Here is a 22,684-nt window from a genome sequence, read left to right on the forward strand (position 1 = left end):
GGTTCGTTCGCGTCCGTCGGCTTCTCGGCGGTCGCCGGTTCCTTGGCGCCCGCCGGTTCCTGCGTGTCTACCGGCTTCTCGGTGGGCGCTGCTTCGTTCGCGTCCACGGGTGCCTCGGCACCCGCCGGTTCGTTCGCGTCCGTCGGCTTCTCGGCGGTCGCCGGTTCCTTGGCGCCCGCCGGTTCCTGCGTGTCTACCGGCTTCTCGGTGGGCGCTGCTTCCTTCGCGGCCACGAGTGCCTCGGCGGTCGCCGCTTCGTTCGCGTCCCCCGGCTTCTCGGCGGGCGCCGGTTCCTCGGCACCCGCCGGTTCCTGCGTGTCTACCGGCTTGTCGGCGGGCGCCGCTGTCTCCGCGCCCGCCGGTTCCTCGGTCGCCATCGATCGCTCGGCCTTCACCGATGCCCCGGCAGCCGCCGACTCCTGAGCACCCGTCGGTTCCCCAGCCGGCGGCTCTTCCTCGGCGCTCGTGGACTGCGCGACGTCGTCCTCGGGTTCTTGCGAAGCCGGCGGCTGGGATGAGCGAGTGGAGACAGGCACCCGAGGGTCCTTCCGTACGAAGCCCGGTGGTTCGGCGGGTCCGACGCGGGAAGTCGGATCCGCCTCAGTTTCGTACGGCCTGCCCTCGGCGCGCGTTCAGCCCCCTCGGCCAGTGCTCGGCAAACACCGTGCAAACGTCAGGCCAAGCACCCGGCCGAGGCGGGCGTCACGCACCCCCGACCGCTGTGAGCAGCGCCAACGGGGCCGCCGCCGAGCGGGATTCGCGCACGCACGCGTGCGGGTACGGAACCGGCTCCGCGTGGGTGTCACGGCCGTAGCCCGCGAGCACCTCGGGAAGCCGGTGACCGGTCGCCGTCGCCGCGTCGACCAGGGCGTGGGCGACCGTGCGGGCCTCGTCGTGCAGGCCGTAGCGGGCGAGGCCCAGCGTGATCAGCGCGTTGTCGTGCGGCCAGACCGAGCCGCGGTGGTAGGAGAGCGGGTGGTACGCCGGCTGCCCGGCGGCGAGGGTGCGCACGCCCCAGCCCGAGAAGAAGTCCGGCTCGAGCAGGCGCCGGCCGACGACCTCCCCGTACTCCTTGTCCAGCAGCCCGGACCAGAGCAGATGCCCGGCGTCGGAGGCCAGCGCGTCGACCTGGCGGCCCTCCCCGTCCAGCGCGAGCGCCGGGAAGGACCGCTCGGCCATCCAGAAGTCCCGCTGGAAGCGGTCGCGCAGGTCGGCGGCCGCCTGTTCGAGCAGGGCCGCGTACGTGGCGTCCTCCCACACCGTGCGCGCCACCCACGCCGTGCGGCGCAGCGCGTCGTACGCGTACCCCTGGGCCCCCGCCGCCATGACCGCTCCGGTTGCGCGGGTGCCGTCCGCGGAGCAGATGGCGCCGGGGGAGTCCTTCCAGTTCTGGTTGGCGAGACCGCCCTGGTCGGCGCGGTAGACCAGGTAGCCGCGGGAGGTCAGCCCGCCGTGGTCGAGCATCCAGCCGATCGCCGCACGGGCGTGCGGCTCCAGCCGGCGGGCCATCGCGATGTCGCCCGTCTGTTCGACGTACGCCCCGAGGACGACGAGGAAGAGGGGCGTCGCGTCGACCGAGCCGTAGTAGCGGCCGAACGGGACCTGCCCGAAGTGGGCCAGCTCGCCGTGGCGCACCTCATGGACGATCTTGCCGGGCTGGGACACCGACTGCGCGGCGGTCCCGGTCGCCTGGGTGGCGGCCAGGGCCGGCAGCGTGGCGGCGGCCAGCTGCGGACGGTAGGGGAGGGCGAAGAGGGAGGTGAGCAGGGCGTCGCGGCCGAGCAGGGTGAGGAACCAGGGCGCTCCGGCGGCCGGGACGCGCAGTTCCTCGCCGTCCGGACCGGTCGCGTGGACCTGGAGCGCGGCCAGGTCGGAGAGCCCTCGAACACAGGCGGTCGCCAGTTCGGGCCATTCCGTAGGAAAAGCGACACCTTCCACAAACTCGCCCTCGACCGCAAGTAGCTTTTCGGCCATTGCGGACGGGGAGCGGGGCACCCGCAGCGCCCGCTTCTCGCCATGCGGCCGGGCCATCACGCGCAGGACCAGTTCGGCGGAACCGTGCGCCTCCAGCTCGAGCTTCCACACCAGCCGGCGGGCGCCGGTGCCGGTCTCCTCGACGCCGTCCGGGGCGGGCTCGGCGGTCACCGTCGTGGAGGACTTCCACTCACCGCGCCGGTACGTGAACTCCACGCCGTCGTCGAGGACCTCGCGAGCGCGGACGGCTCCCGTCTTGGCGTACGTACGGTGGTCGGAGCGCAGCTCGAACTGGTCGGTGAAGTCCGCGTCGACGGTCACGGCCAGGCGGACCGTGGTCGCCACCGACCGGTTGCTGACGACCCTCACCGACTCCACGAACGACCCGTCCCCGACGCCCTGTTCACGGAAGAGCGTGCAGGACGGCGGCTCGTTGCGCCCGCCGCGCGGGACGAGCACACAGCGTGTGGTGTCCCCGGTCGTGACCGGCGCGAGCGCCTCCGGCACCGCCCCGTCCACCGTCAGCTGCCAGCGGCTGAGGTGCCGGGCGTCCCTGACGAATAACCCCTCCGGGGAGGAGCCGGCGCCCCGTACGCCGCTGATGTCCCCGCGGTCGCCCACGGCGGCGAACGTCCCGCCGTACACGAGCAGATGATGCCGGTCCGTCATCCCTGGTCCCCTCCCTTGTGGGCCGTGGCGTGCTGATGAAGCAGGTCGAGCGTGAGCGCGGCGGTCCAGCTGAAGCCGGTCGCGCCGCAGGCCTCGCCGGTGTACGGGTCGACGTACTCGGCGAAGTCCGAGGTGAGCGCGGTGTCCAGGACGGCCTCGCGCAGCGCGTCCGCGTCGGCGGTGCGGCCGTGCAGTCGGAGACCGCGCTCCAGCAGCCAGGCGGTGTTGAACCAGGCCGGGCCGCGCCAGTAGCGGTGCGGGTCGAAGGCCTCGCCGAGCAGGTCGTAGCTGGGGACGAGACGGGTGGTCGTACCGACCGCGAAGTGCGGGCCCTTCAGCGTGCGGACGACGGCCGTCGTCACCTCGCGCGGCAGCCCGGGCAGGAGGAGGGGGACGAGTCCGGAGACCCCGCGCTCGCGCACGAGCCCCCCGCCCCGCACGTCCCGGCAGAAGAACATCCCCTCCGCCGGGTCCCACAGCCGCTCGACGAGCGCCGCCGTCAGCCGCTCCGCGCGCGCGTGCCGGGCGGTGGCCGTGGCCCCCAGCTCCCGCGCGATCCGCGCGAGGGCGTGCTCGGAGGCGATGAGCAGCGCGTTGAAGGAAGGATCCTCCACCGCGAAGTCGCTGTTCCCGTCGGCGTACTGCCCGTCCCGGTAGTCGGTCGCCAGCCGCACGTACCGCCCGTAGTCGAGATCCGTCGGCCGGTCCTCGGCCGCCCCGTGGTCGAGGTCGGCGCGCCGGAAGGAGCGCGCCGGGGCCGGGACGATCCGGGCGAGCGGGGCGTCCCAGCTCGGGGCGTTGTCCATGCCCTGCTCCCACGGGTGGACGACGCAGGCGAGCCCGCCTCCGCCGAGGTCGCGCCGGTGCAGCAGATAGCGGTGCCAGGCGGCCAGCCGTGGGTAGACCCGGGCCAGGAAACCCCGTGCCCGGGAGAGCCCCGGATCGGCGCGGTGCACCAGCCAGGCGGCGAGCGCGTGCACCGGTGGCTGCACGATGCCCGAGGTCTGTACGGTGCGCGGGGCGCCCGCAGCGCGCCCCGCGGTCGAGGAGCGCCAGAAGTCGGGGCTCGGGAAGTACGCGTCGAGCGGCACGGAGGGGTTGAAGACGATGTGCGGGATGCGCCCGTCACCCCACTGGGCGTCCAGCAGCGTCTCCAGCTCGGTCTGCGCCCGCAGCGGCGAGACATGCCTCAGGCCGATCGCGATGAACGCCGAGTCCCAGGACCACTGGTGCGGGTACAGCCGGCGCGAGGGCACCGTCGACGTGCCCGTCCAGTTGTCCTCCAGCACCTCCGCCGCCCCGCGCCGCAGGGCCCTGAGGTGCGGCGAACCCGGCGGTGCCGCCGGATCGTATACGGCGGCGTACTCCGCCGGGCGGGCGATGAGCTGGGCGGTGCGATCCACTCGGGGCTCCCCGAAGACGACAAGGCTCCCTGGTTCGGCAGGGTCTACCGTAGGGTTACGTCTATTTAACACGCAAAACTCAATATGTAATGCAAGCTTGAGAAACACAAGGGGGTGCGCATGACGGGGCGTCCGGGACGGACCGGCAAGGCGAGCGGTCAGGCCAGTGCGGGAGATCTGCTGGAACTGGTGCGCAGCGGTCGGGCGACGACACGCGGTGCCCTCCAGCAGGCCACCGGCCTCTCCCGCGCGACCGTCGGACAGCGCCTGGACCGCCTCTTCCGCGCGGGCTGGCTGCGCGAGGGCGCCGGCGGCCCGGTCGACTCGCCGCTCGGCGGCCGCCCCTCGATCACCCTGGAGTTCGACGACGCGCACGCGGTCGTGCTCTCCGCCGACCTGGACACCCGGCACGCGCGCGCGGCCGTGCTGTCCCTGACCGGCGAGATGCTCGCGGAGCACTCCGGGACGCTGGCCGTCGAGGACGGCCCGGACACGGTGCTCGGCGAGCTGGGCGGCTGGTTCGCCGAGCTGCTGGAGAAGGCGGGCCACCGGGCGGAGGAGGTCTGCGGCATAGGGCTGGCCGTGCCCGGCCCGGTGGACAGCGAGACGGGCCGGGTGGTGCAGCCGCCGATGATGCCCGGCTGGGACGGCTACGACATAACCGGCCGGCTGGCGAGGGCGTTCACCGAACGCACCGGGGCGGCCGCGGTGCCCGTCCTGGTCGACAACGACGCGAACCTCATGGCATACGGCGAACAGCGCACCGGATACCCCGACTGCTCGGCGTTCGTCCTGGTCAAGGTGTCGACGGGCATCGGCGCCGGGGTCGTGGTCGACGGCTCGATCTTCCGGGGGATCGACGGCGGCGCCGGGGACATCGGACACATCCGGGTGGGCGCCGAGGCACTGTGCCGGTGCGGCTCCTACGGCTGTCTCGCCGCCGTCGCCAGTGGTGGTGCCGTGGCCCGGAAGCTGGCCGAGACCGGGGTGCCGGCGGCCTCCGGCTCGGATGTGCGGGATCTGCTGGCGGCCGGGCACCCGGGGGCTTCGGCGCTGGCGCGGGAGGCGGGGCGCCGGGTGGGGGACGTGCTGGCGACGGTCGTGACCCTGCTGAACCCGGGCGTGCTGATGATCGCCGGGGACCTGGCGGGAACCCCCTTCCTCACCGGGGTGCGCGAGCTGCTCTACCAGCGGGCGCTGCCGCGTTCCACCGCCCATCTGGACGTGGTCACCTCGCGGCTCGGGGACCGGGCGGGGCTGGTGGGAGCGGGTGCGCTGGTCGTGGAGCACCTGTACGCGCCGGAGCGGGTGGAGGAGCGGTTGCTCGCCCTGGGGGTGTGAGGGACGCTCGTATGACAGGCGGGTTTCACTGCGGATACCCGTCCGCATGGTGGAACCGGGCCATGGGCCGCAGCGTGATTCTCGCCACCCTTGAGGGGGGTTGTGCTCAGATGAGCGGATCATGGATCGAATGCACTTCTCCAAGGGGTGGCACTGGGTGCCACCCCTTGATCGTTCATCGATCGAAATCAGACGTGCGGAGTGCCTGCTCATCTGAGCGGCAAATCGCACCTATGGGGTCCGTCGCGTTCAAGAAGTGAAAACATATGCCGGTCTCCGCTTGCCAAGCTTTGACTTTCGATCCACTGGCGGACGACTGGTTACAGGCACATGACGCACGAGTGGACGTACCCAGGCGCCTTCGATCTGGGTATGTTCCTCGCCGTCAGGGCAGCCACCGCGTCCTCGAGGAGTCGAGACCCGTGTCGGAAAACAAAGATCTCCCGGTAACCGAGCAGGCCGCGAGCGTTGAGGGCGTGAAGTTCGTTTACGACTTCACCGAGGGCAACAAGGACCTCAAGGACCTCCTCGGTGGCAAGGGCGCCAACCTCGCCGAGATGACCAACCTGGGCCTTCCCGTTCCGCCCGGCTTCACGATCACCACCGAGGCCTGCAAGGTCTACCTCGACAGCGGCGAGGAGCCGGCGGCACTGCGTGACGAGGTGAGTGCGCACCTCGTGGCGCTGGAGGACCGGATGGGCAAGAAGCTCGGCCAGCCGGACAACCCTCTCCTCGTGTCGGTCCGCTCGGGCGCGAAGTTCTCCATGCCGGGAATGATGGACACGGTCCTCAACATCGGCCTCTCCGACAAGTCGGTCCAGGGCCTGGCGGCCCAGGCCGGCGACGACCGCTTCGCCTGGGACTCCTACCGCCGGCTCATCCAGATGTTCGGCAAGACCGTCCTCGGCGTCGACGGCGAGCTCTTCGAGGACGCGCTGGAGTCGGCGAAGGCGGCGAAGAAGGTCACCGTCGACACCGAGCTGGAGGCGGCGGACCTGAAGAAGCTGGTCACCAGGTTCAAGAAGATCGTCAAGACCGAGGCCGGCCGGGACTTCCCGCAGGACCCGCGCGAGCAGATGGACCTCGCCATCAAGGCGGTCTTCGACTCCTGGAACGGCGACCGCGCCAAGCTGTACCGCCGCCAGGAGCGCATCCCCGGCGACCTCGGCACCGCCGTCAACGTCTGTTCCATGGTCTTCGGCAACCTGGGCCCGGACTCGGGGACGGGTGTCGCGTTCACGAGGGACCCCGCCTCCGGCCACCAGGGCGTCTACGGCGACTACCTCCAGAACGCCCAGGGCGAGGACGTCGTCGCGGGCATCCGCAACACCGTCCCGCTCGCCGAACTGGAGCAGATCGACAAGAAGTCCTACGACCAGCTCCTCGGGATCATGGAGACGCTGGAGAACCACTACAAGGACCTCTGCGACATCGAGTTCACCATCGAGCGCGGTCAGCTGTGGATGCTCCAGACCCGCGTCGGCAAGCGCACCGCCGGTGCCGCCTTCCGCATCGCCACCCAGCTCGTCGACCAGGGCCTGATCGACGAGACGGAGGCGCTTCAGCGCGTCAACGGCGCCCAGCTCGCCCAGCTGATGTTCCCCCGCTTCGACGAGGACGCGAAGGTGGAGAAGGTCGGCCGGGGCATCGCGGCCTCCCCGGGCGCGGCCGTCGGCAAGGCGGTCTTCGACTCGTACACCGCCGTGAAATGGTCCCGCTCGGGCGAGAAGGTCATCCTGGTCCGCCGGGAGACCAACCCCGACGACCTCGACGGCATGATCGCGGCCGAGGGCATCCTGACCTCCCGCGGCGGCAAGACCTCCCACGCGGCCGTGGTGGCCCGCGGCATGGGCAAGACCTGTGTCTGCGGCGCCGAGGAGCTCGAGGTCGACACCAAGCGCCGCCGGATGACGGTCCCCGGCGGCCACGTGGTCGAAGAGGGCGACGTCATCTCCATCGACGGCTCCTCCGGCAAGGTCTACCTGGGCGAGGTCCCGGTGGTCCCCTCCCCGGTCGTGGAGTACTTCGAGGGCCGGATGCACGCGGGCGCCGACGACGCCGACGAACTGGTCGAGGCCGTCCACCGCATCATGGCCTTCGCCGACCGCAAGCGCCGGCTGCGCGTCCGCGCCAACGCCGACAACGCCGAGGACGCGCTGCGCGCCCGCCGCTTCGGCGCCCAGGGCATCGGCCTGTGCCGCACCGAGCACATGTTCCTCGGTGACCGCCGTGAGCTGGTGGAACGCCTGATCCTGGCGGACACGGAGACCGAGCGCGAGGAGTCCCTCAAGCAGCTCCTGCCGCTGCAGAAGAAGGACTTCGTCGAGCTCTTCGAGGCGATGGACGGCCTGCCCGTCACCATCCGCCTCCTCGACCCGCCGCTGCACGAGTTCCTGCCCGACATCACCGAGCTCTCGGTACGCGTGGCACTCGCCGAGTCCCGCCAGGAGCCGCACGAGAACGAGCTGCGCCTGCTCCAGGCCGTCCACCGCCTGCACGAGCAGAACCCCATGCTGGGGCTCAGGGGCGTGCGGTTGGGCCTGGTCATCCCCGGTCTGTTCACCATGCAGGTCCGCGCCATCGCCGAGGCCGCCGCCGAGCGCAAGAACGCCAAGGGCGACCCGCGCGCCGAGATCATGATCCCGCTCGTCGGCACCGTCCAGGAGCTGGAGATCGTCCGCGAGGAGGCCGACCAGGTCGTCGCGGAGGTCGAGGCGGCGACCGGTGTCTCGCTGAAGCTGTCGATCGGCACGATGATCGAGCTGCCGCGCGCCGCGCTGACGGCGGCCCAGATCGCCGAGGCCGCCGAGTTCTTCTCCTTCGGCACCAACGACCTCACCCAGACGGTGTGGGGCTTCAGCCGGGACGACGTGGAGGCGAGCTTCTTCACGGCGTACCTGGAGAAGGGCATCTTCGGAGTCAGCCCCTTCGAGACGATCGACAAGGACGGCGTCGGCTCCCTGGTGAAGGCGGCGGCGAAGGCGGGCCGCGAGACCCGTCCCGACCTCAAGCTCGGCGTCTGCGGCGAGCACGGCGGCGACCCGGAGTCGGTCCACTTCTTCCACGAGGCCGGACTCGACTACGTCTCCTGCTCCCCGTTCCGGATCCCGGTGGCCCGGCTGGAGGCGGGGCGGGCGGCGACGCAGTCGGAGGGCAGCGACCACCGCTGAGTCCCTGCGGGGCGCTGAGCCTCCTTGAGGGGGCTGAGCCCCCTGAGGGGCCATTGAGCCCCGGAGCCGTCGTCGGTCCCCGACCCTCAGTACCGATCGACGGCGGCTCCGGCACGCAAGAGGAGGGCGGCACCCTGTGCGGGGGTGCCGCCCTCTTGTGTTGCCTCTGGTGTTGCCGATTGGGCTGGTCAACGCGGCACACCCATTCAATTCCCAGGAAAACCCAAGGTTTTCACAGCTTTCTTTTCCTCGCAGAATTCTGGGTTTTCTCTTCCCCTTCTGATGGGCCGTGTTAAGTTCTTTCTCATCGGGCGGCGGGATCGCCCAGGGTGACGACCCTGATCCCTCACCTGTCCGTGCGGAATTCCCTTCCCGCAGATACTGGAAACTCAGAAGGAGTCAGTATGAGCTTCAGGGTGATTGCACCGCTTACCCCCCGCCGGAACGCCAACGCGGACCCGAACGCGAACCCCGCCGCCAACGCCGGCCAGGTCCCGCCGCCCCCGCAGCAGCAGCGGCGCCGCCGCCCCCGCCCGGGTGAGCCGGTGCCCCAGCAGCCCGGCTTCTGAGGAAGAACCCCCTGGTCAAACGGGAGGGCCGTCGGTGATCCGTCGGCCCTCCCGGGTTGTGCACGGGCTGTGGATCCACTCGGAAACACCTGGCAATCAGGCAAAGTCACGGAACTTGCAGCACTCTCGCTCATAAATTGTTCATGCTTCGAGTCGTGCCCTGAATCACGCCCTGAAGCGTGCTCCTGGTCGTGTGTGATGGGAGAAATATGCGCGCGCCCAAGAAGTCTTCAGGGTTCGATTTCCCTCGGCATATCCCGCCGGGCCTGGAACTGTCGGAATACGGTCTGCCGATTTTCCGGGAAAAGGAAGAGGGCGTCGGCGGGGCCGGGGGCGGCGCCGAGGCCGGTGTCGACGGCGAGGGCCACGGATATGCGTACGAGGACTATGGGGAGGCGTACGAGGGCTTGGGGGCTGAGCACGAGTCCTTCGGGGATGCCTACACCGCCCCCGGCACTGAGTACGACGCCGCCCCCAGCAGTGAGCACCACGACACACTCCCTTCTCCTCTCTCCCCCCTCTCTCCTCCCGCCCTGTCCCCCCGCGCCGCCTTCCGCCGCTTCTGGCCCATGACGAAGGGGCTGCGCCAGTGGCTGGTGGGGGTGTGGCTGTGCACCGTGCTGGGTGCGCTCGCCGAGACCGCCGCCATCCTGCTGTTCAGCGGCCTCACCGACAATGCCCTGCAGAAGGGCTCACTGGACGCCTTCTGGACCCCCGCGGTCCAGTGGCTCGGCATCGCCGTGGTGGGCGCCGCCATCGGCTACGCCGGCGGCTCCCTCGCGGTCTGGGTCTCGGAGCGGTTCGTGATGCGGCTGCGCGAGCACGTCTTCGATCACGTACAGAAGCTGCCCCCGCACTTCTTCCAGCGCCACCGCCAGGGCGACCTGCTCTCCCGGCTGACCGGCGACGTGGAGGCCATCGAGCAGATGGCGGTGTCAGGCCTGGTGGGCACGGCCTCGGCGCTCTTCAGCGCGGTCTTCTACGCGGCGGCCGCGTTCTGGCTGCGCTGGGACCTCGCGGCGGCGACCTTCGTCCTGGCCCCGCTGTTCTGGCTGGCGGCCAAGAAGTTCTCCGCCGGCGTCAGGTCCGTGGCGCGCGAGGGCCGGGTGGCCGACGGCGCGGTCACGTCCGTAGTAGAGGAGTCCCTCGGCAACCTCGTCCTCACCCAGGCGTACGGCCGTCAGGACGCCGAGCGGCGCCGGCTGAGCCAGGAGGCGACGGCGTGGTTCCGGGCCGCCGTCCGCTCGGCGCGGCTCAACCAGGCGTACGGGCAGCTCGTGCAGGTCATCGAGACGGTGTGCGTCCTGGCGGTGATCGGCATCGGCGTCTGGGAGATCTCGGAAGGCCAGATGACACTGGGCCAGCTGTTGGCCTTCGCCGCCCTCCTCAGCTACCTCTACCCGCCCATCCGCAGCCTCGCCCAGCTGGGCCTCCTGATCACCGCCGCCACCGCCGGCGCGGAACGGCTCGCCGAGATCCTGGACACCCGCCCCGCGGTGGCCGACCCCACGAGCCCGACGCCCCGGGAGACGGGACGCCCGGACGGCGTCATCGAGATGCGAGACGTCTCCTTCCGCTATCCGGGCACGCAGGCGGCGGCCGTCGAAGCCCTCTCCTTCACCGTGAATCCCGGGGAGCTGGTGATCATCACCGGCCCGAGCGGAGCGGGCAAGTCCACCATCTCCAAACTCCTCCTCCGCTTCTACGACCCCGACTCCGGCGCGGTCCTCCTGGACGGCACCCCGCTCCACGACTTCCCCCTGGACCGACTGCGCGAGTACATCACCCTCCTCCCCCAGGAGACCCTCGTCCTGCACGACACGGTTCGCGCGAACATCGCCTGCGGCCGGCCCGGCGCGAGCGACCAGGCGATCGTCGACGCGGCGAAGGCGGCCGACGCACACGACTTCATCACCGCACTGCCCCAGGGGTACGACACACAGGTCGACCCCAACTCCTCCCGCCTCTCGGGCGGCCAACTCCAGCGCCTCGCCATCGCCCGGGCCGTACTGCGCGACGCCCCGGTCCTCGTCCTCGACGAACCGACCACCGGCCTGGACGCCATCGCCACCCGCCGCATCATCGAGCCCCTGCGGCGCCTGATGACCGGCCGCACGACCATCATGATCACCCACGACCTCACCCTGACCCCCGACGCCGACCGCATCCTCGTCATCGACCACGGCGAAATCGTGGAAACGGGCCGCCACGAAGACCTCATCAACCGAGGCGGCACGTACACCCGGCTTCATGGCTCTCAGGGCGCGGGGGTGACGGAGGGGGCTTTGGCGGAGCCGGGCGTAGGCGCGTACGCACCATTCCCTCCGGGGGTGTACACGGGGCAGGCCCAGGGTGAGCCGTACGGATGGACGGACTCTTGGGCTGGGCGGGCGTCATGAAGTGAGGAGTGTGGCTGAAATCGGCGGTCCCTGATCCTTACTGATCGGCGGCGGTTCGGCGTGCAAGAAGAGGGCGACACCCTGTTCGGGGCGTCGCCCTCTTGTGTTGGGTTTGGGGCGGCGTGGCTGGAAGTCGATCACCTGATGTAGTGGAGATCGGTGACTGAAGGTTTCGCCTTGTGATTGATCCATTACCTTCTGTGATGCCCGGAGGCTGTCGGGCTTTCGGCTCCAGGAAGGTGAGGCATGAAGAAGGTATTGGCCAGCGTGATGGCGGCAGCGGCGTTTCTGGCGGGTGCCGGTACGGCCGTGGGGGCGGGGGACTGGCGTGCGATCGAGACGCTGAGGTCGCCGGGCGTCAAGTTCCAGCAAGGTGACTACCGCTTCAATCCTCCAGGGCGGAACCATGGAGCCTTCGAATGGCGGGGAAGGCTGAGGGACGCAGACAAGGAAGACGGTCACAACGTCTACATGGAAGTGCGCGTCCAGGGCCACGACTGGGTTGCCTACTATGGCAAACAGGGCAAGACGGTCTTCATGCATCACCTGAACTGGGATGGTGCCCAGCGGTACACCAACCACGCCTTCGTTCGATCCTGTCGCGACAAGGGCACCCTCCGGCCGGACAACTGTTCCATGGCCAGGCACTACCAGATTGCGCGCGACTAGCATCCGGCCGAACTCTGAGCCCAGATGCGTGCATCTGGGCTCAGCTTGTCATAGGGGAACGTCATCAACACGTCAGAAATCCTGTCCGCCAAAGAAGTTGATCTCTTCTATGGTGAGACCCCTGCCGTGCGGCAAGCGGATATCTGCTTGCGTCGCGGAGAGGTCGTTGCGATTACCGGCCAAAGCGGCTCAGGCAAGTCGTCTCTTCTGTACTGCCTGGCTGGGGTGCTGCCTGTGGCGCGCGGCAAGGTGTCCTTTGAGGGTCATATCCTCGCTGATTTTGACGACGAGGAGCTGAGTGCGCTGCGTCGCGAGCGGTTCGGGTTTGTCTTCCAATACGGCGAGCTCCTACCCGAGTTGACCGTGGAGGAGAACGCCGCGCTTCCACTGCGACTGGCAGGGCAACGCAAGGCTAAAGCCCTGGCCGCTGCTGGAGAGGTTTTGGGGCGGCTGGGGCTCGCAGATCTGCGACAGCGCAGACCCTCTCAGGTTTCGGGCGGCCAGAGCCAACGTGTGGCCGTTGCCCGAGCGTTGGTTCATCGACCTGCTGTGGTCTTCGCGGACGAGCCGACGGGCTCGCTCGACAGCGCCAACGCCGCAGCTGTGCTGGAGGAGTTCTTGTCCCTGGCTCGTTCGCAGGGGACGGCAGTCGTGCTTGTTACCCACGATGCCGAAGTCGCTGCCCGTGCAGATTCCCGCTACAGCATGCGTGACGGCGTCCTTACGGCCCTGGCGCGGGAGGCTTCGTGAAGGAGCTACTCCTAGGTCTTCGCCTGCTGCTGGGTAGCGGGCGGGGCAACCGTGCGCGGTTCCTGCTAATGGTTCTGGGAGGTGCAATCGGAGTGTGCTGCCTTGCCATGGTGCTTGCAATTCCTGGAGTCCTGGCGGCGCAGGATGCGCGGCAAGCGGCACGGCAACCGGGCTGTGTGTCGCATGGCCAGCCGAAGTGTGCTCCTGGAGAGGAGGCGGCCCTTGAGGTCACCAGGAGAGACCCGTATGGTTCTCACCCCTTGACCCGTGTCTTCCTGGCACGTGGGACGGCTGCGGTGGAGCTACCCCCGGGGTTGGATAGCTTTCCCAAGTCCGGCGACGTATTCGTCTCCCCGCAGTTGCACAAGGCGCTCCAGAGGGAGCCGGGTCTCTCGAAACTCCTCCCGGGCAGGGAGCGGGGGCAAATTGAAGCATCGGGTCTGATCCGTCCTGACGAGCTTTACGCGTACATCGGAGTTCATCGCGACGCACTCGAGAAGCAAGGCGCACCCCTTAATCATTTCGGGACAGCGCGCCCATGGTCTCCCACTGTAGAGCCCTCGGCCCTCGATATTGTGCGATTCACCATGGCAGCGGTCGTGCTGTTCCCGCTCGGAGTATTTCTCGCGGTGTGTGCTCGGCTCTCCGCCGCAGCGCGGGCTCGCCGGCTGGCCGCTCTGCGGCTTCTGGGGATGAGCATGAAGGGGGTGCAACGCGTCAACGCCGCGGAGACCGTTGCCGCCGCTTTGCTTGGCGCGGGCCTCGGCTTGGGTGTGTACGGAGTCGTCAACCAACTCGTTTCGCGAGTGGGGTTGCCGGGTTTCAAGTGGTACCCGGACGACGGATCGCTCTCCGGCGCAACACTGTTCATCTGTCTTGCGGGGTGCCCGGCTTTGGCATGGTTTGTGGGCCAGGTTGGTGTTAGGCGAGTGGCCAAGAACCCCCTGGAAGTCCGGCGCAGCGCCGTTGCCAAGCGGCCGAGCAAGTGGGGGCTGGTTCCTCTCCTCCCTGGGATGGGGATCGTGGTGGGTTACTGCGTGGCCGGCGCAACAGGGCACGCCCCCCGCGACACCGGGATCTCGTCCATCTTGATGCCGCTCGCTGTGGTGCTGGTCGGTACCGGCCTGGTGCTGAGCTTGCCGCTCCTGTCGCAGGTGCTCGCTCAACGCATCGCCCGCTCGACGCGCTCGGTCTTTCTCGGGCTCGCCATGCGACGCAACGAGGTCGAACCTGGGGGCGCGCTCCGTGTGGCGACTGGCTTGGTTCTTTTGGTCTTTGCCGCATCTCTTGTGCAGGGTGTGCTCATCGAACTCGACCAAGTGACCAAGAACTCGGGGGATGTTCAGGGGTACGACATCGCGCTGAACACTGTCACCGAGGATGAGCAGCGCGGCTTCGAGAAGGTGTCGGGTGTGCAGGGCCATGCAGTGCTGGCGACATCGTGGAGGGAGCCCGGGGCCGAGAATCCCCCGACTGTCAATGCGGTGGTTGCCACGTGCAGTCAGCTGCGTCCCATGGTCCTTGAACTTGGGCATTGTGTGGACGGAAGGCCTGTGCGGTTGATCAACTCACGCGAGACGGTGTGGGAGGGCAGCAAGCCAGGCGCGAGCTTTCCGTTTCATCTGGTCAATGACAAGGGTGAGCGACGGGTGATGACTCTGAAGGTGCCGCACCAAGAGGCGCGGTTCCACGACGACCCCGCTACGTCGTCATTCACGAGCGGTGATGTTCTCCTTCCCCCGTCATCCCTGCCGCACGGTTTCCGGCTTGATGACGCGACTCTCACCCTGGTCAGCAGCGCCGATCCCGGAACGGTCAGGTCTGTTCTGGACGGAATCGGGGGTGTCGCCCCGACGGTGGCGGTTCAGCCTTCCGGCTTTAACGTCGATGCGCTCCGTTCTGGACGACATCGCGGGGGATCCCCGGCTGGAGGCGACCGCGTTGCAGACCGTGGGGTCCAAGGGGTGGGACGGGTTCACTCTCGTGAGGCGGATTCGCTGACGTCCACACCCCCATCCGCCTGCTTGCAGGTCATGCGCGGAACGGGCCCTTCACCTCGTACGTGATGCCGCCCGACGAGCTGCCGGTCGTGCCGCGTTGGCTGGAGAAGTACAGGCGGGTGCCGTCCGGGGAGAAGGCCGGGCCGGTGATCTCCGAGGAGGACTGGCCGTCGATGCGGAGGAAGGGGGTGACGATGTCGTCCGGGGTGATCAGGCAGATTTCCATGTTGCCGCCGTCCTCTGCCACGAACAGGTCGCCGGAGGCCGAGCCCGTGACGTTGTCCACGCCCGTGAGAGGGGCTGTCCCGCTGGTCACCAGTGAGTCGTCGTAGGCCAGTTCGATGGTCTGGGCGGCCGTGTTGTACTGCCAGACGCGGTTGTCGCCCTTGGTCGTGAACCAGCAGGTGTCGTTCGCGTAGTAGCAGCCCTCGCCGCCGTTGAAGTGCTTGGCGCCGGAGACCTGGTTGCGGGTGGCGGTGGCGCCGGTGGGGTCGGGGATCGGGGACCAGGTCACCGGGCCGGAGGTGGCCGTGCCGGCGACCAGGACCTCCAGGGTGCCGGAGGACAGGTCGCCCCAGGTCGTGGGCCGGAAGCGGTAGAAGCAGCCGGTCGTCTCGTCCTCCGTCAGGTAGATCACCTTGCGGACGGGGTCTGCGGCCGCCGCCTCGTGTTTGAAGCGGCCGAGTGCGTCGCGGCGGACCGCCGTCTGGACGCCCCAGGGGTCCGTTTCGTAGACGTAGCCGCGGTCCACCTCCTCGCAGGACAGCCAGGTGTTCCACGGTGTCTTGCCGCCCGCGCAGTTCTGGCGGGTGGAGGAGAGGATGCGGTGGGCGCCGGTGATCGCGCCCGTCGACGAGAACTTCACCGCGCTCGCGCCGCCCGAGGGGTTGAGCTCCGAGTTGGAGACATAGATCCAGCCCGTGCCGTCCGGGTAGCAGGCGCCGCCGTCGGGGGCGTTGTGCCAGGTGTACGACGTTCCGGTGACCGTCTGGCCCGAGCGGGCGATCACCCGGCTGGTGAAGCCGGCCGGGAGACGGATGCCGTTGGTGTCGGGGGAGCCGAGTGCCCCGTAGGGGCCGGTGCCGGGCTGGGCGGGGGCGGCGTACGCGGCGCCGCGCCAGAGGGTTCCGCCGAGTACGGCGGAGGAGCCGGCGACCGCGGCCGCACGCAGGAAGGTACGACGTTCCACGTTCACTCAAACACTCCGAGGGTGTCGTGAACCGGGCCCGGCGCCGGTCGGTGCCGGGGTCGTGCGCTGCCGAACGCTAGAAGCGCAGGGTAGCCGTGTCGTGGACATGCCGTAACGGGGAGGTGCGGGGTGGATGGCGACAACCGGCCGCCCGGCCCGCGACCCGTTGCAGCTCGTCGAGACGCGGGCCCGGCGCGGAGGTCGTCGCGGTCGCCTCGCGCACGGAGACCTCGGCGCGGGCGGCACGTCGAAGGAGCCGCCGGAGCGGCCGGCCTCGCGGCGGGCGGTGGTGTCGGTGTCGCGCGTCCAGACCGGTTGCCGCGGGGCCCGAGTCGCTGAACAGGGCCATCCGGTCGCGCCGCGCCCATTGCCGTGCGCGGCCGATGTCCTCAGGGACACCGGACCGCGCGACGGAGTTGCGGCGGTATCGGGGGTGCGGATGCACGGGGGTGGTCCCCCCGGCGGCCTACCTTCCTGCGTAACCCGGCGCGTACTCCTCCGCGTACCGCTGCGCGAAGTCCTCCGGCATGGGAGTGGTGTCCAGGTAGAACCACTCGGCGGTGGGGCCGGGGGCGACGGGGGAGGGCGCGGGGGCGGTGGTGGTGCCACGGCGGGGCAGGGAGCCCGGCCGCGAGTGCCGGCCGGTCCCGGGCCGCCCTGGCTGCGAGGGCCGTGCGGCGCCGGAGGGAGAAGGCCAGTCCGCGTCGGATGGGGAGGGCCAGTCGGCATCGGGCCGTGACGGCCGTTCGGCGTCGGGGCGCGACGGCCGGCCGGTGTCGGAGTCCGACGGCCAGTCGGTTCCGGGCCTGGAGGACCAGTCGGTTCCGGGCCGGGAGGGCCAGTCGGCGTCGGGCCGGGAGGGCCGGTCCGTGTCGGACTGCGGGTAGTGCTCGGTCTCGGACCGTGTGGGGGTGTCCGCGTGGGTGGTCAGCGGCTTCGCCGGGCCCGGCATCAGCAGTTCCACCCGCAGACCCTTGCCGCGCTGCTGGGCGGTGAACTCCTCCACCTGGCTGCGGCAGGCGTGGTCGAGATGGGTGACGCCGGTGAGGTCGAGGCGGATGCGGGGCTTGCCCGACTCGGCGGCGGCCTCCAGGGCCTCGATGACCTGGGGCAGGCGCAGGAACGTGGCGTTCCCGGCCATGACCACCTTCGCGGTGTCCTCCTCGATGTGCTGCTTGATGACCGTCTGCGACATGCGTACGGCCGCCAGCACGATGCCCGCCGCGAGGCCGATCAGGACGCCTTCCAGGAGGGCGGTGGCCACGATCACCAGCGTGGTGACCGTCATGACGGCGAACTCGCCGCGGTCCTGCCGCCACATCTTCGGGAACTCCTCGGGCGCGAAGAGCTTCCAGCCGCTGTGGATCAGCACACCCGCCAGGACGGAGATCGGGATCAGGGCCAGCACCTGGGGGAGGAGGAGCGCGAAGGCCAGCAGCCACAGGCCGTGGAGGGTGCGGGAGAGTCGGGTCTTGGCGCCCGCCTGGACGTTCGCCGAGCTGCGGGCCACCACCGCCGTGATGGGGAGGGCGCCGAGCAGGCCCGCGATCGTGTTGCCGGCGCCCTGGGCGATCAGCTCGGGGTTGTAGCGGGTGCGCGGCCCGTCGTGCATACGGTCCACCGCGGCCGCCGTGAACAGGGACTCGGCGGAGGCGATCACCGTGAAGGTCAGGATCGCCGTGATGATCCCGGCGTCGGCGAGGCCCGCGAACTGCTCCGGGCCCGGTACGTCGACCGAGGCCAGCAGGTTGCCCACCTGGAGTGTCCTGACCTCGACGCCCGGGATCGCGGCGACCGCGATGCCGATGCCGACGGCGACCAGCGCGGCCGGGATCTTCTTGACCGGTCCGGGCGCCTTCTTCCACAGGAAGCTCAGTACGACCGTGGCGATGCCGAGGCCCGCCGCGATCATCGCCTGCGGGTCGGCGAGCGTGTCCGCGAGCAGGCCGGGGATGCCGGCCATGTTCTCGATCGGGGTGCCGGGGGCCTTCGCGTCCATCGCCGGGTACGCCTGGCTGAACATCAGCGGCAGACCGATGCCGGCCAGCATGCCCTGGACGACGGCCAGCGAGATCGCCTGGAAGAACCGGCCCAGCTTCACCAGGCCGAGCACGATCTGCAACAGGCCCGAGAAGAGCACGATCACGCCGAGCATGGCCACACCGTGCTCCAGCACGGTCTCCGCGACCAGCGCGGCGAGACCGGCGGCCGGGCCGCTGACCTGGAGCGTGCTGCCGCGTGCCGCGCCCACCACCAGACCGCCGATGACACCCGAGATGATGCCCAGCTCGGCGGGGACACCGGAGGCGACGGCCACACCGATGCAGAGGGGGAGCGCGACCAGGAAGACGACGAGGGACGCGGTGATCTCGGTGGCGAGGTCGGCCTTCGGGCCCTGCTGTTTCTTCTGGTCGGTCTGTTTCTTCTGGCCGGTCGTTTCCCGGCCCTCCCCCGGCGACGTGTCGTGCACCGTGGGATCCACGGGGGTGCCGGCCCTGGGGTCGCGGGCCCGCAGGCCGCGGGTCCTGGTGGCGTGTGCGCCGCTCATGCCGCATGCACCCGGAACAGACCGTCCTCGTCCAGCTCGTGCACCCGGCCGGTGTCCACCTCGTAGTACCAGCCGTGCAGCCGCAGGCTCCCCGTGTCGAGACGCCGACGCGCGGCCGGGTAACTCCGCAGCACGGCAAGCTGGTTGACGACGTTCAGCTGGGCGATCTCCGGCAGCCGCGGGTCCTCCACCGCGCCGTCCAGGACGGGGGCGAGCCGCGGGCGGGCCAGCTGCAGCCAGGCGTCCACACCGGGCAGGGCGGACAGGTCGTCGCCCGACTTGAGGGCGCCCATCGCACCGCAGTGGGAATGGCCACACACCACGATGTCCTGAACGCCGAGCACCTCCAGCGCGTACTCGATGGTGGCCGCCTCGCCCGAGGCGCCCTGACGCGCGTGCGGTGGAACGATGTTTCCGGCGTTTCGCAGCTCGAATATCTCGCCGGGGCGCGCGCCCGTTATCAGGGCTGGAATCACCCGTGAATCCGAACAGGTGATGAACAATGCCTCGGGGTATTGCCCCTCGGCCAGCCGCCGGTATTCGCCGCTTTCGAAGTCGACCCGCCGTTGGAACGAGCGGGCGCGGTCCAGCAGTGCTTTCACAGTTCCTCCCGGTGCTTTCATCCCAGGTCAGAGCTGGTCGTCATGGGGGTACGACCAGTTCTCCATCACCGTAGAGGAGGCTTTGCCAGGCGAAGGTTAGAGGAACACTAAACCGCCGACAAGAATGGGACAGTTTTTGTCCCGCAGCGTCTCGGACTGAGCCGCTGCTCACATTCTCCGGATCGATACGGCGTTTTATCTGTCGCTCTTGTAGCGTGGCGTGTCCACGGAACACGCGAATTCGGTTCACGGGAGAGACGGGAACGCATGGGTGTACGAGTCCTGCTCATCGAGGACGACCAGACGATCGCCGAACCGCTCGTCGAGGGGCTCGGGCACTTCGGGCTGACAGTGCATCACGTCGGCACCGGGAACGAGGGGTTGAGAGGGCCGTACGGCGATGTCGTCCTGCTCGACCTGGGGTTGCCCGACATCGACGGCATCGACGTGTGTCGCGGCATCCGGCAGACCTCGGACGTCCCCATCATCATCCTCAGCGCGCGGGGCGAGGAGGCCGACCGGGTGCTGGGCCTCGAACTCGGGGCCGACGACTATCTGGCGAAACCGTTCAGCATGCGGGAGCTGGTGGCACGCGTGCGGGCGGTGACGCGGCGGACCCACCGGGGGCTGGGGGAGCGGGAGTTCGGGGGGACGGGAGCGGATCCGCTCGGTGGCGAGGCCTTCGCGCCCGGCTACGGCTCCACAGCCCCGTCGGCTGCCTCGGCTCCCTCCGTCTCCCCGGCTTTCTCCGCCCCCTCGGCCGCTTCGGCCTTCTCGGCGCCCTCGGCCTCCTTCGAGCCCACACCCCCGCCTCCGGCCCCGGCCTCGTCCTCGGACCCGCTTCCGTCCCAGCCCTTCGAAGCCGTCGAGGGGGCCGTCGGGCCGCTCGTCGTCGACCGGCGGACCCGGCAGGTGTGGGTGGGGGAGAAGGCGGTGACGCTGACGCCCAAGGAGTTCGAGCTGCTCGCGCTGCTCACCGAGGACCCGGGGGCCGTGTACTCGCGCCAGCAGATCCTCGACCGGGTCTGGGACCCGCACTACGAGGGCCCGACCAAGACGCTGGACGTGCATGTCGCCACGTTGCGGCGGAAGCTGGGCAACCCGGCGTGGATCCAGACCCTGCGCGGCGTCGGCTTCCGGCTGGCGGTCCGCACCCGGCCCCCGGCCACGGCATCGTCCGGCGCGGAGCGGCCGCCCGTCCAGGAGCCCCAGTCGTACCCGCCCTCGGACTACCGGGCTTCGGACTACCAGGGTTCGGACTACCGGGGTTCGGATTACGGCTCGCCGGACTACCAGTCCTCGGGCTACCAGTCCTCCGCGTACCAGACCCCGTCCCGGTACGAGCAGACCGCCTACGAGCAGTCGGCCTACGACCGGCCCACTTACGACGACCGGCCCGCCTACGACGACCGGCCCACCCGCGAGCGCCCCTTCACCCGGCCCCTCCCCACCCCCCACCCCTCGGCGGCCTACTGATGACGCGCCGGCTGCTGCTCAGTTACCTCACGCTCGCCGCCCTGCTCCTGCTCTGTCTGGAGATCCCGCTCGGCTTCGTCTACTCGCGGGCCGAGCGGGAGCGGGTGATCAACGCGGCGAAGGACGAGGCGGAGTCGGTGTCGGCGTTCGCCTCGCTGTCCGTCTCGGCGGGCCGGGCCGCGCAGGACCTGCCCGAGCGTGCCGCCCACTGCGCCGAGCGCATCGGCGGCAAGGTGCTGATCGTCGACCAGGCCGGCGCCCTCCTGGCCACCTCGCATCCGCTCAGCGCGTCCGAGGAGTCCCGCCTCGCCTCCTGGCCGGGTATCGCGGCGGCGCTGCGCGGCACCGCGACGGCGGACGTGCGCACCTCCACCATCGGCGGCGTGGAGTACCTCGCGGTGGCCACTCCCGTACGGCACGGCGTCGAGGAGCAGGGCGCGGTCAGGATCACCGTGCCGACCAGGATGGTGGCCGACCGGGTCCACCACGTCTGGCTGCTGCTGGGCCTCGGCGGGCTCGCCGCGCTCACCGCGGTCGCCGTGATCGGCTTCGGCATCGCGCGCTGGACCGGCCGCCCCATCCGTGAACTGGAGAACGCCACCAACGAGTTGGCCGTCGGTGGCACCGCCGTGCCCGTGGCGATCACCAAGGGGCCGCCGGAGGTGCGCAGCCTGGCCGCCACCTTCAACCGCACCGCCGCCCGGCTGGAACACCTCCTGGCCTCCCAGCGGGCCTTTGCCGGTGAGGCCTCGCACCAGCTGAAGACCCCGCTCGCGGCGTTGCGGCTGCGGCTGGAGAACCTCGAGAACGACATCGCCCTGAACGCCCGGGGCTCGCTCACCGCCGCGCTGACCGAGACCGACCGGCTGGCCCGGATGGTCGAGGGGCTGCTGGCGATGGCCCGGCTCGACGAGAGCGCCGCCGAGCGGGAGCCGGTCGACCTGGGGCAGGTGTGCGCGGAACGCCATCGCGCCTGGACTCCGCTGTACGAGCAGCACGGCGTGTGGCTGGCGCTGGCCGGGGACTACACCGGCGAGGTGCTGGCCCTGCCCGGAGCGGTGGAACAGATCCTCGACAACCTGCTCTCCAACGCCCTGCGCGTGTCGCCCCCGGGATCCACGGTCTCGATCGACCCGCGCCGCCACGCACCCCACGAGCGCCGGTTCCCGCACCGCCCGACGCATCGCGCGGTGGGTCCGGCCTGGGTGGAGCTGCATGTCATGGACGAGGGCCCCGGTATGACCGAGGAGCAGCGCCGCCGCGCCTTCGACCGCTTCTGGCGCGCCCCGGACGCGCCCAAGGGCGGTACGGGGCTCGGCCTGGCCCTGGTGCAGCGCCTCGCCCACGCGAGCGGCGGCGAGGCGGTGCTGCGGCGAGCGCCGCTCGGCGGCCTCGACGCCGTGATCCGCCTCCCGGCGGTGCCGGCCCGACTCGGCACCGCGGTACCGCCCCACCGCCCGGCCAGACCCCTGCAGACGACTGCGCCGGGTCGGCGGTGACCCCGGGTCGGCGGCGACCCGGACCGGTGATGCCTCGGCACCGAAGAAGGCCTGGGCCGTCGGTGATCCGGGCCGAGGCAGGCCTGGCCTGGCGATGCCCTGGGGCCGTCGGTGGCCTGGGTCGAAGAGTTCCGGGCCGGGGCAGGCTCGCGCCGACGGTGATCTGGGCTGGCGGTGACTCAGACCGGGAGGGCCCAGGCTGTCGGTGCCCGGGGTCGAGGCAGGCATGGACCGGCGGTGACTCGGGCTGAAGAAGGTCTGGGCCGTCGGTGGCCCGGGCCCAAGCAGACCCAGCTCGAGCAGGCTCGGGCCGATGCAGACCCAGGTCTCAAGCAGCCCCGGCCCCAAGCAGACCCCGGCCGAAGCGGACCCAGGCCCAAGCAGACCCGGAGCGCAACAGACCCCAGCCTCAAGCAGACAGCAACC

13 protein-coding genes and 2 pseudogenes are annotated in these 22,684 nt (G+C 70.2%); 9 read left to right on the forward strand and 6 right to left on the reverse strand.

Features of this window, described 5'->3' with window-relative positions; genetic code table 11:
• The 3 genes and pseudogenes from ACIRF9_RS03100 to ACIRF9_RS03110 all read right to left on the reverse strand — a co-directional run.
• Positions 1 to 377: pseudogene (locus ACIRF9_RS03100) on the reverse strand (hypothetical protein); the annotation flags it as partial.
• 325 nt (positions 378 to 702) lie between these two features.
• Positions 703 to 2,643 (reverse strand): glycogen debranching N-terminal domain-containing protein, encoded by a 1,941-nt coding sequence (locus ACIRF9_RS03105; protein ID WP_403815384.1) that lies wholly within the window; start codon positions 2,641 to 2,643, stop codon positions 703 to 705.
• The gene (locus ACIRF9_RS03110; RefSeq protein ID WP_403815387.1) at positions 2,640 to 4,046 is read right to left on the reverse strand and encodes an MGH1-like glycoside hydrolase domain-containing protein; all 1,407 of its coding nucleotides are present in this window, start codon (positions 4,044 to 4,046) and stop codon (positions 2,640 to 2,642) included. The genes ACIRF9_RS03105 and ACIRF9_RS03110 overlap by 4 nt, the downstream gene beginning before the upstream one ends.
• Before the next feature lie 120 nt (positions 4,047 to 4,166).
• Between ACIRF9_RS03110 and ACIRF9_RS03115 the strand changes: the two genes are divergently transcribed.
• From ACIRF9_RS03115 to ACIRF9_RS03145, 7 genes are all read left to right on the forward strand, one after another.
• On the forward strand, positions 4,167 to 5,387 hold the full coding sequence (locus ACIRF9_RS03115) for an ROK family protein (RefSeq protein WP_403815390.1): 1,221 nt from the start codon (positions 4,167 to 4,169) through the stop codon (positions 5,385 to 5,387).
• Positions 5,388 to 5,809: 422 nt separating this feature from the next.
• A complete protein-coding gene (ppdK, locus tag ACIRF9_RS03120) occupies positions 5,810 to 8,557 on the forward strand; it encodes a pyruvate, phosphate dikinase (protein WP_403815393.1) in 2,748 nt (915 codons plus the stop codon).
• Positions 8,558 to 8,961: 404 nt separating this feature from the next.
• The gene (locus tag ACIRF9_RS03125; protein WP_403815397.1) at positions 8,962 to 9,126 is read left to right on the forward strand and encodes a hypothetical protein; all 165 of its coding nucleotides are present in this window, start codon (positions 8,962 to 8,964) and stop codon (positions 9,124 to 9,126) included.
• Positions 9,127 to 9,695: 569 nt separating this feature from the next.
• Entirely contained in the window at positions 9,696 to 11,525 is a 1,830-nt protein-coding gene (locus tag ACIRF9_RS03130; protein WP_403816099.1) for an ABC transporter ATP-binding protein, read from the forward strand.
• A gap of 246 nt (positions 11,526 to 11,771) precedes the next feature.
• On the forward strand, positions 11,772 to 12,194 hold the full coding sequence (locus tag ACIRF9_RS03135) for a hypothetical protein (protein WP_403815400.1): 423 nt from the start codon (positions 11,772 to 11,774) through the stop codon (positions 12,192 to 12,194).
• Between the two features lie 78 nt (positions 12,195 to 12,272).
• Positions 12,273 to 12,944: an ABC transporter ATP-binding protein gene (locus ACIRF9_RS03140; protein ID WP_403816102.1), complete on the forward strand. Its 672-nt coding sequence runs from the start codon at positions 12,273 to 12,275 to the stop codon at positions 12,942 to 12,944.
• A 587-nt stretch (positions 12,945 to 13,531) separates the two neighbouring features.
• Positions 13,532 to 15,010 carry an FtsX-like permease family protein gene (locus tag ACIRF9_RS03145; RefSeq protein ID WP_403815403.1) on the forward strand — a complete coding sequence of 493 codons (1,479 nt, stop codon included), beginning with the start codon at positions 13,532 to 13,534 and terminating at the stop codon, positions 15,008 to 15,010.
• On the opposite strand, the gene ACIRF9_RS03150 is transcribed toward ACIRF9_RS03145, so the two are convergent.
• The 3 genes from ACIRF9_RS03150 to ACIRF9_RS03160 all read right to left on the reverse strand — a co-directional run bounded on the left by ACIRF9_RS03150 (position 14,976) and on the right by ACIRF9_RS03160 (position 19,283).
• Positions 14,976 to 16,133 carry an alkaline phosphatase PhoX gene (locus tag ACIRF9_RS03150; protein WP_403815406.1) on the reverse strand — a complete coding sequence of 386 codons (1,158 nt, stop codon included), beginning with the start codon at positions 16,131 to 16,133 and terminating at the stop codon, positions 14,976 to 14,978. The two genes, ACIRF9_RS03145 and ACIRF9_RS03150, sit on opposite strands and share 35 nt — an antisense overlap.
• 466 nt (positions 16,134 to 16,599) lie before the next feature.
• Positions 16,600 to 18,681 carry a SulP family inorganic anion transporter gene (locus ACIRF9_RS03155; RefSeq protein ID WP_403815409.1) on the reverse strand — a complete coding sequence of 694 codons (2,082 nt, stop codon included), beginning with the start codon at positions 18,679 to 18,681 and terminating at the stop codon, positions 16,600 to 16,602.
• Positions 18,678 to 19,283, reverse strand: coding sequence for a carbonic anhydrase (locus ACIRF9_RS03160; RefSeq protein WP_403815412.1), 606 nt, complete (start codon positions 19,281 to 19,283; stop codon positions 18,678 to 18,680). Before ACIRF9_RS03160 ends, ACIRF9_RS03155 begins: the two co-directional genes overlap by 4 nt.
• Positions 19,284 to 19,550: 267 nt before the next feature.
• On the opposite strand from ACIRF9_RS03160, the pseudogene ACIRF9_RS03165 reads away from it, so the two are divergent.
• Both ACIRF9_RS03165 and ACIRF9_RS03170 read left to right on the forward strand, forming a co-directional pair.
• A pseudogene (locus tag ACIRF9_RS03165) lies at positions 19,551 to 20,447 on the forward strand (response regulator transcription factor); the annotation flags it as partial.
• Between the two features lie 311 nt (positions 20,448 to 20,758).
• The gene (locus tag ACIRF9_RS03170; RefSeq protein ID WP_403815415.1) at positions 20,759 to 22,258 is read left to right on the forward strand and encodes an ATP-binding protein; all 1,500 of its coding nucleotides are present in this window, start codon (positions 20,759 to 20,761) and stop codon (positions 22,256 to 22,258) included.
• The last annotated feature ends 426 nt before the right edge of the window (positions 22,259 to 22,684 follow it).

Source organism: Streptomyces sp. NPDC096132, assembly GCF_044763345.1.
Classification (GTDB): Bacteria; Actinomycetota; Actinomycetes; order Streptomycetales; family Streptomycetaceae; genus Streptomyces.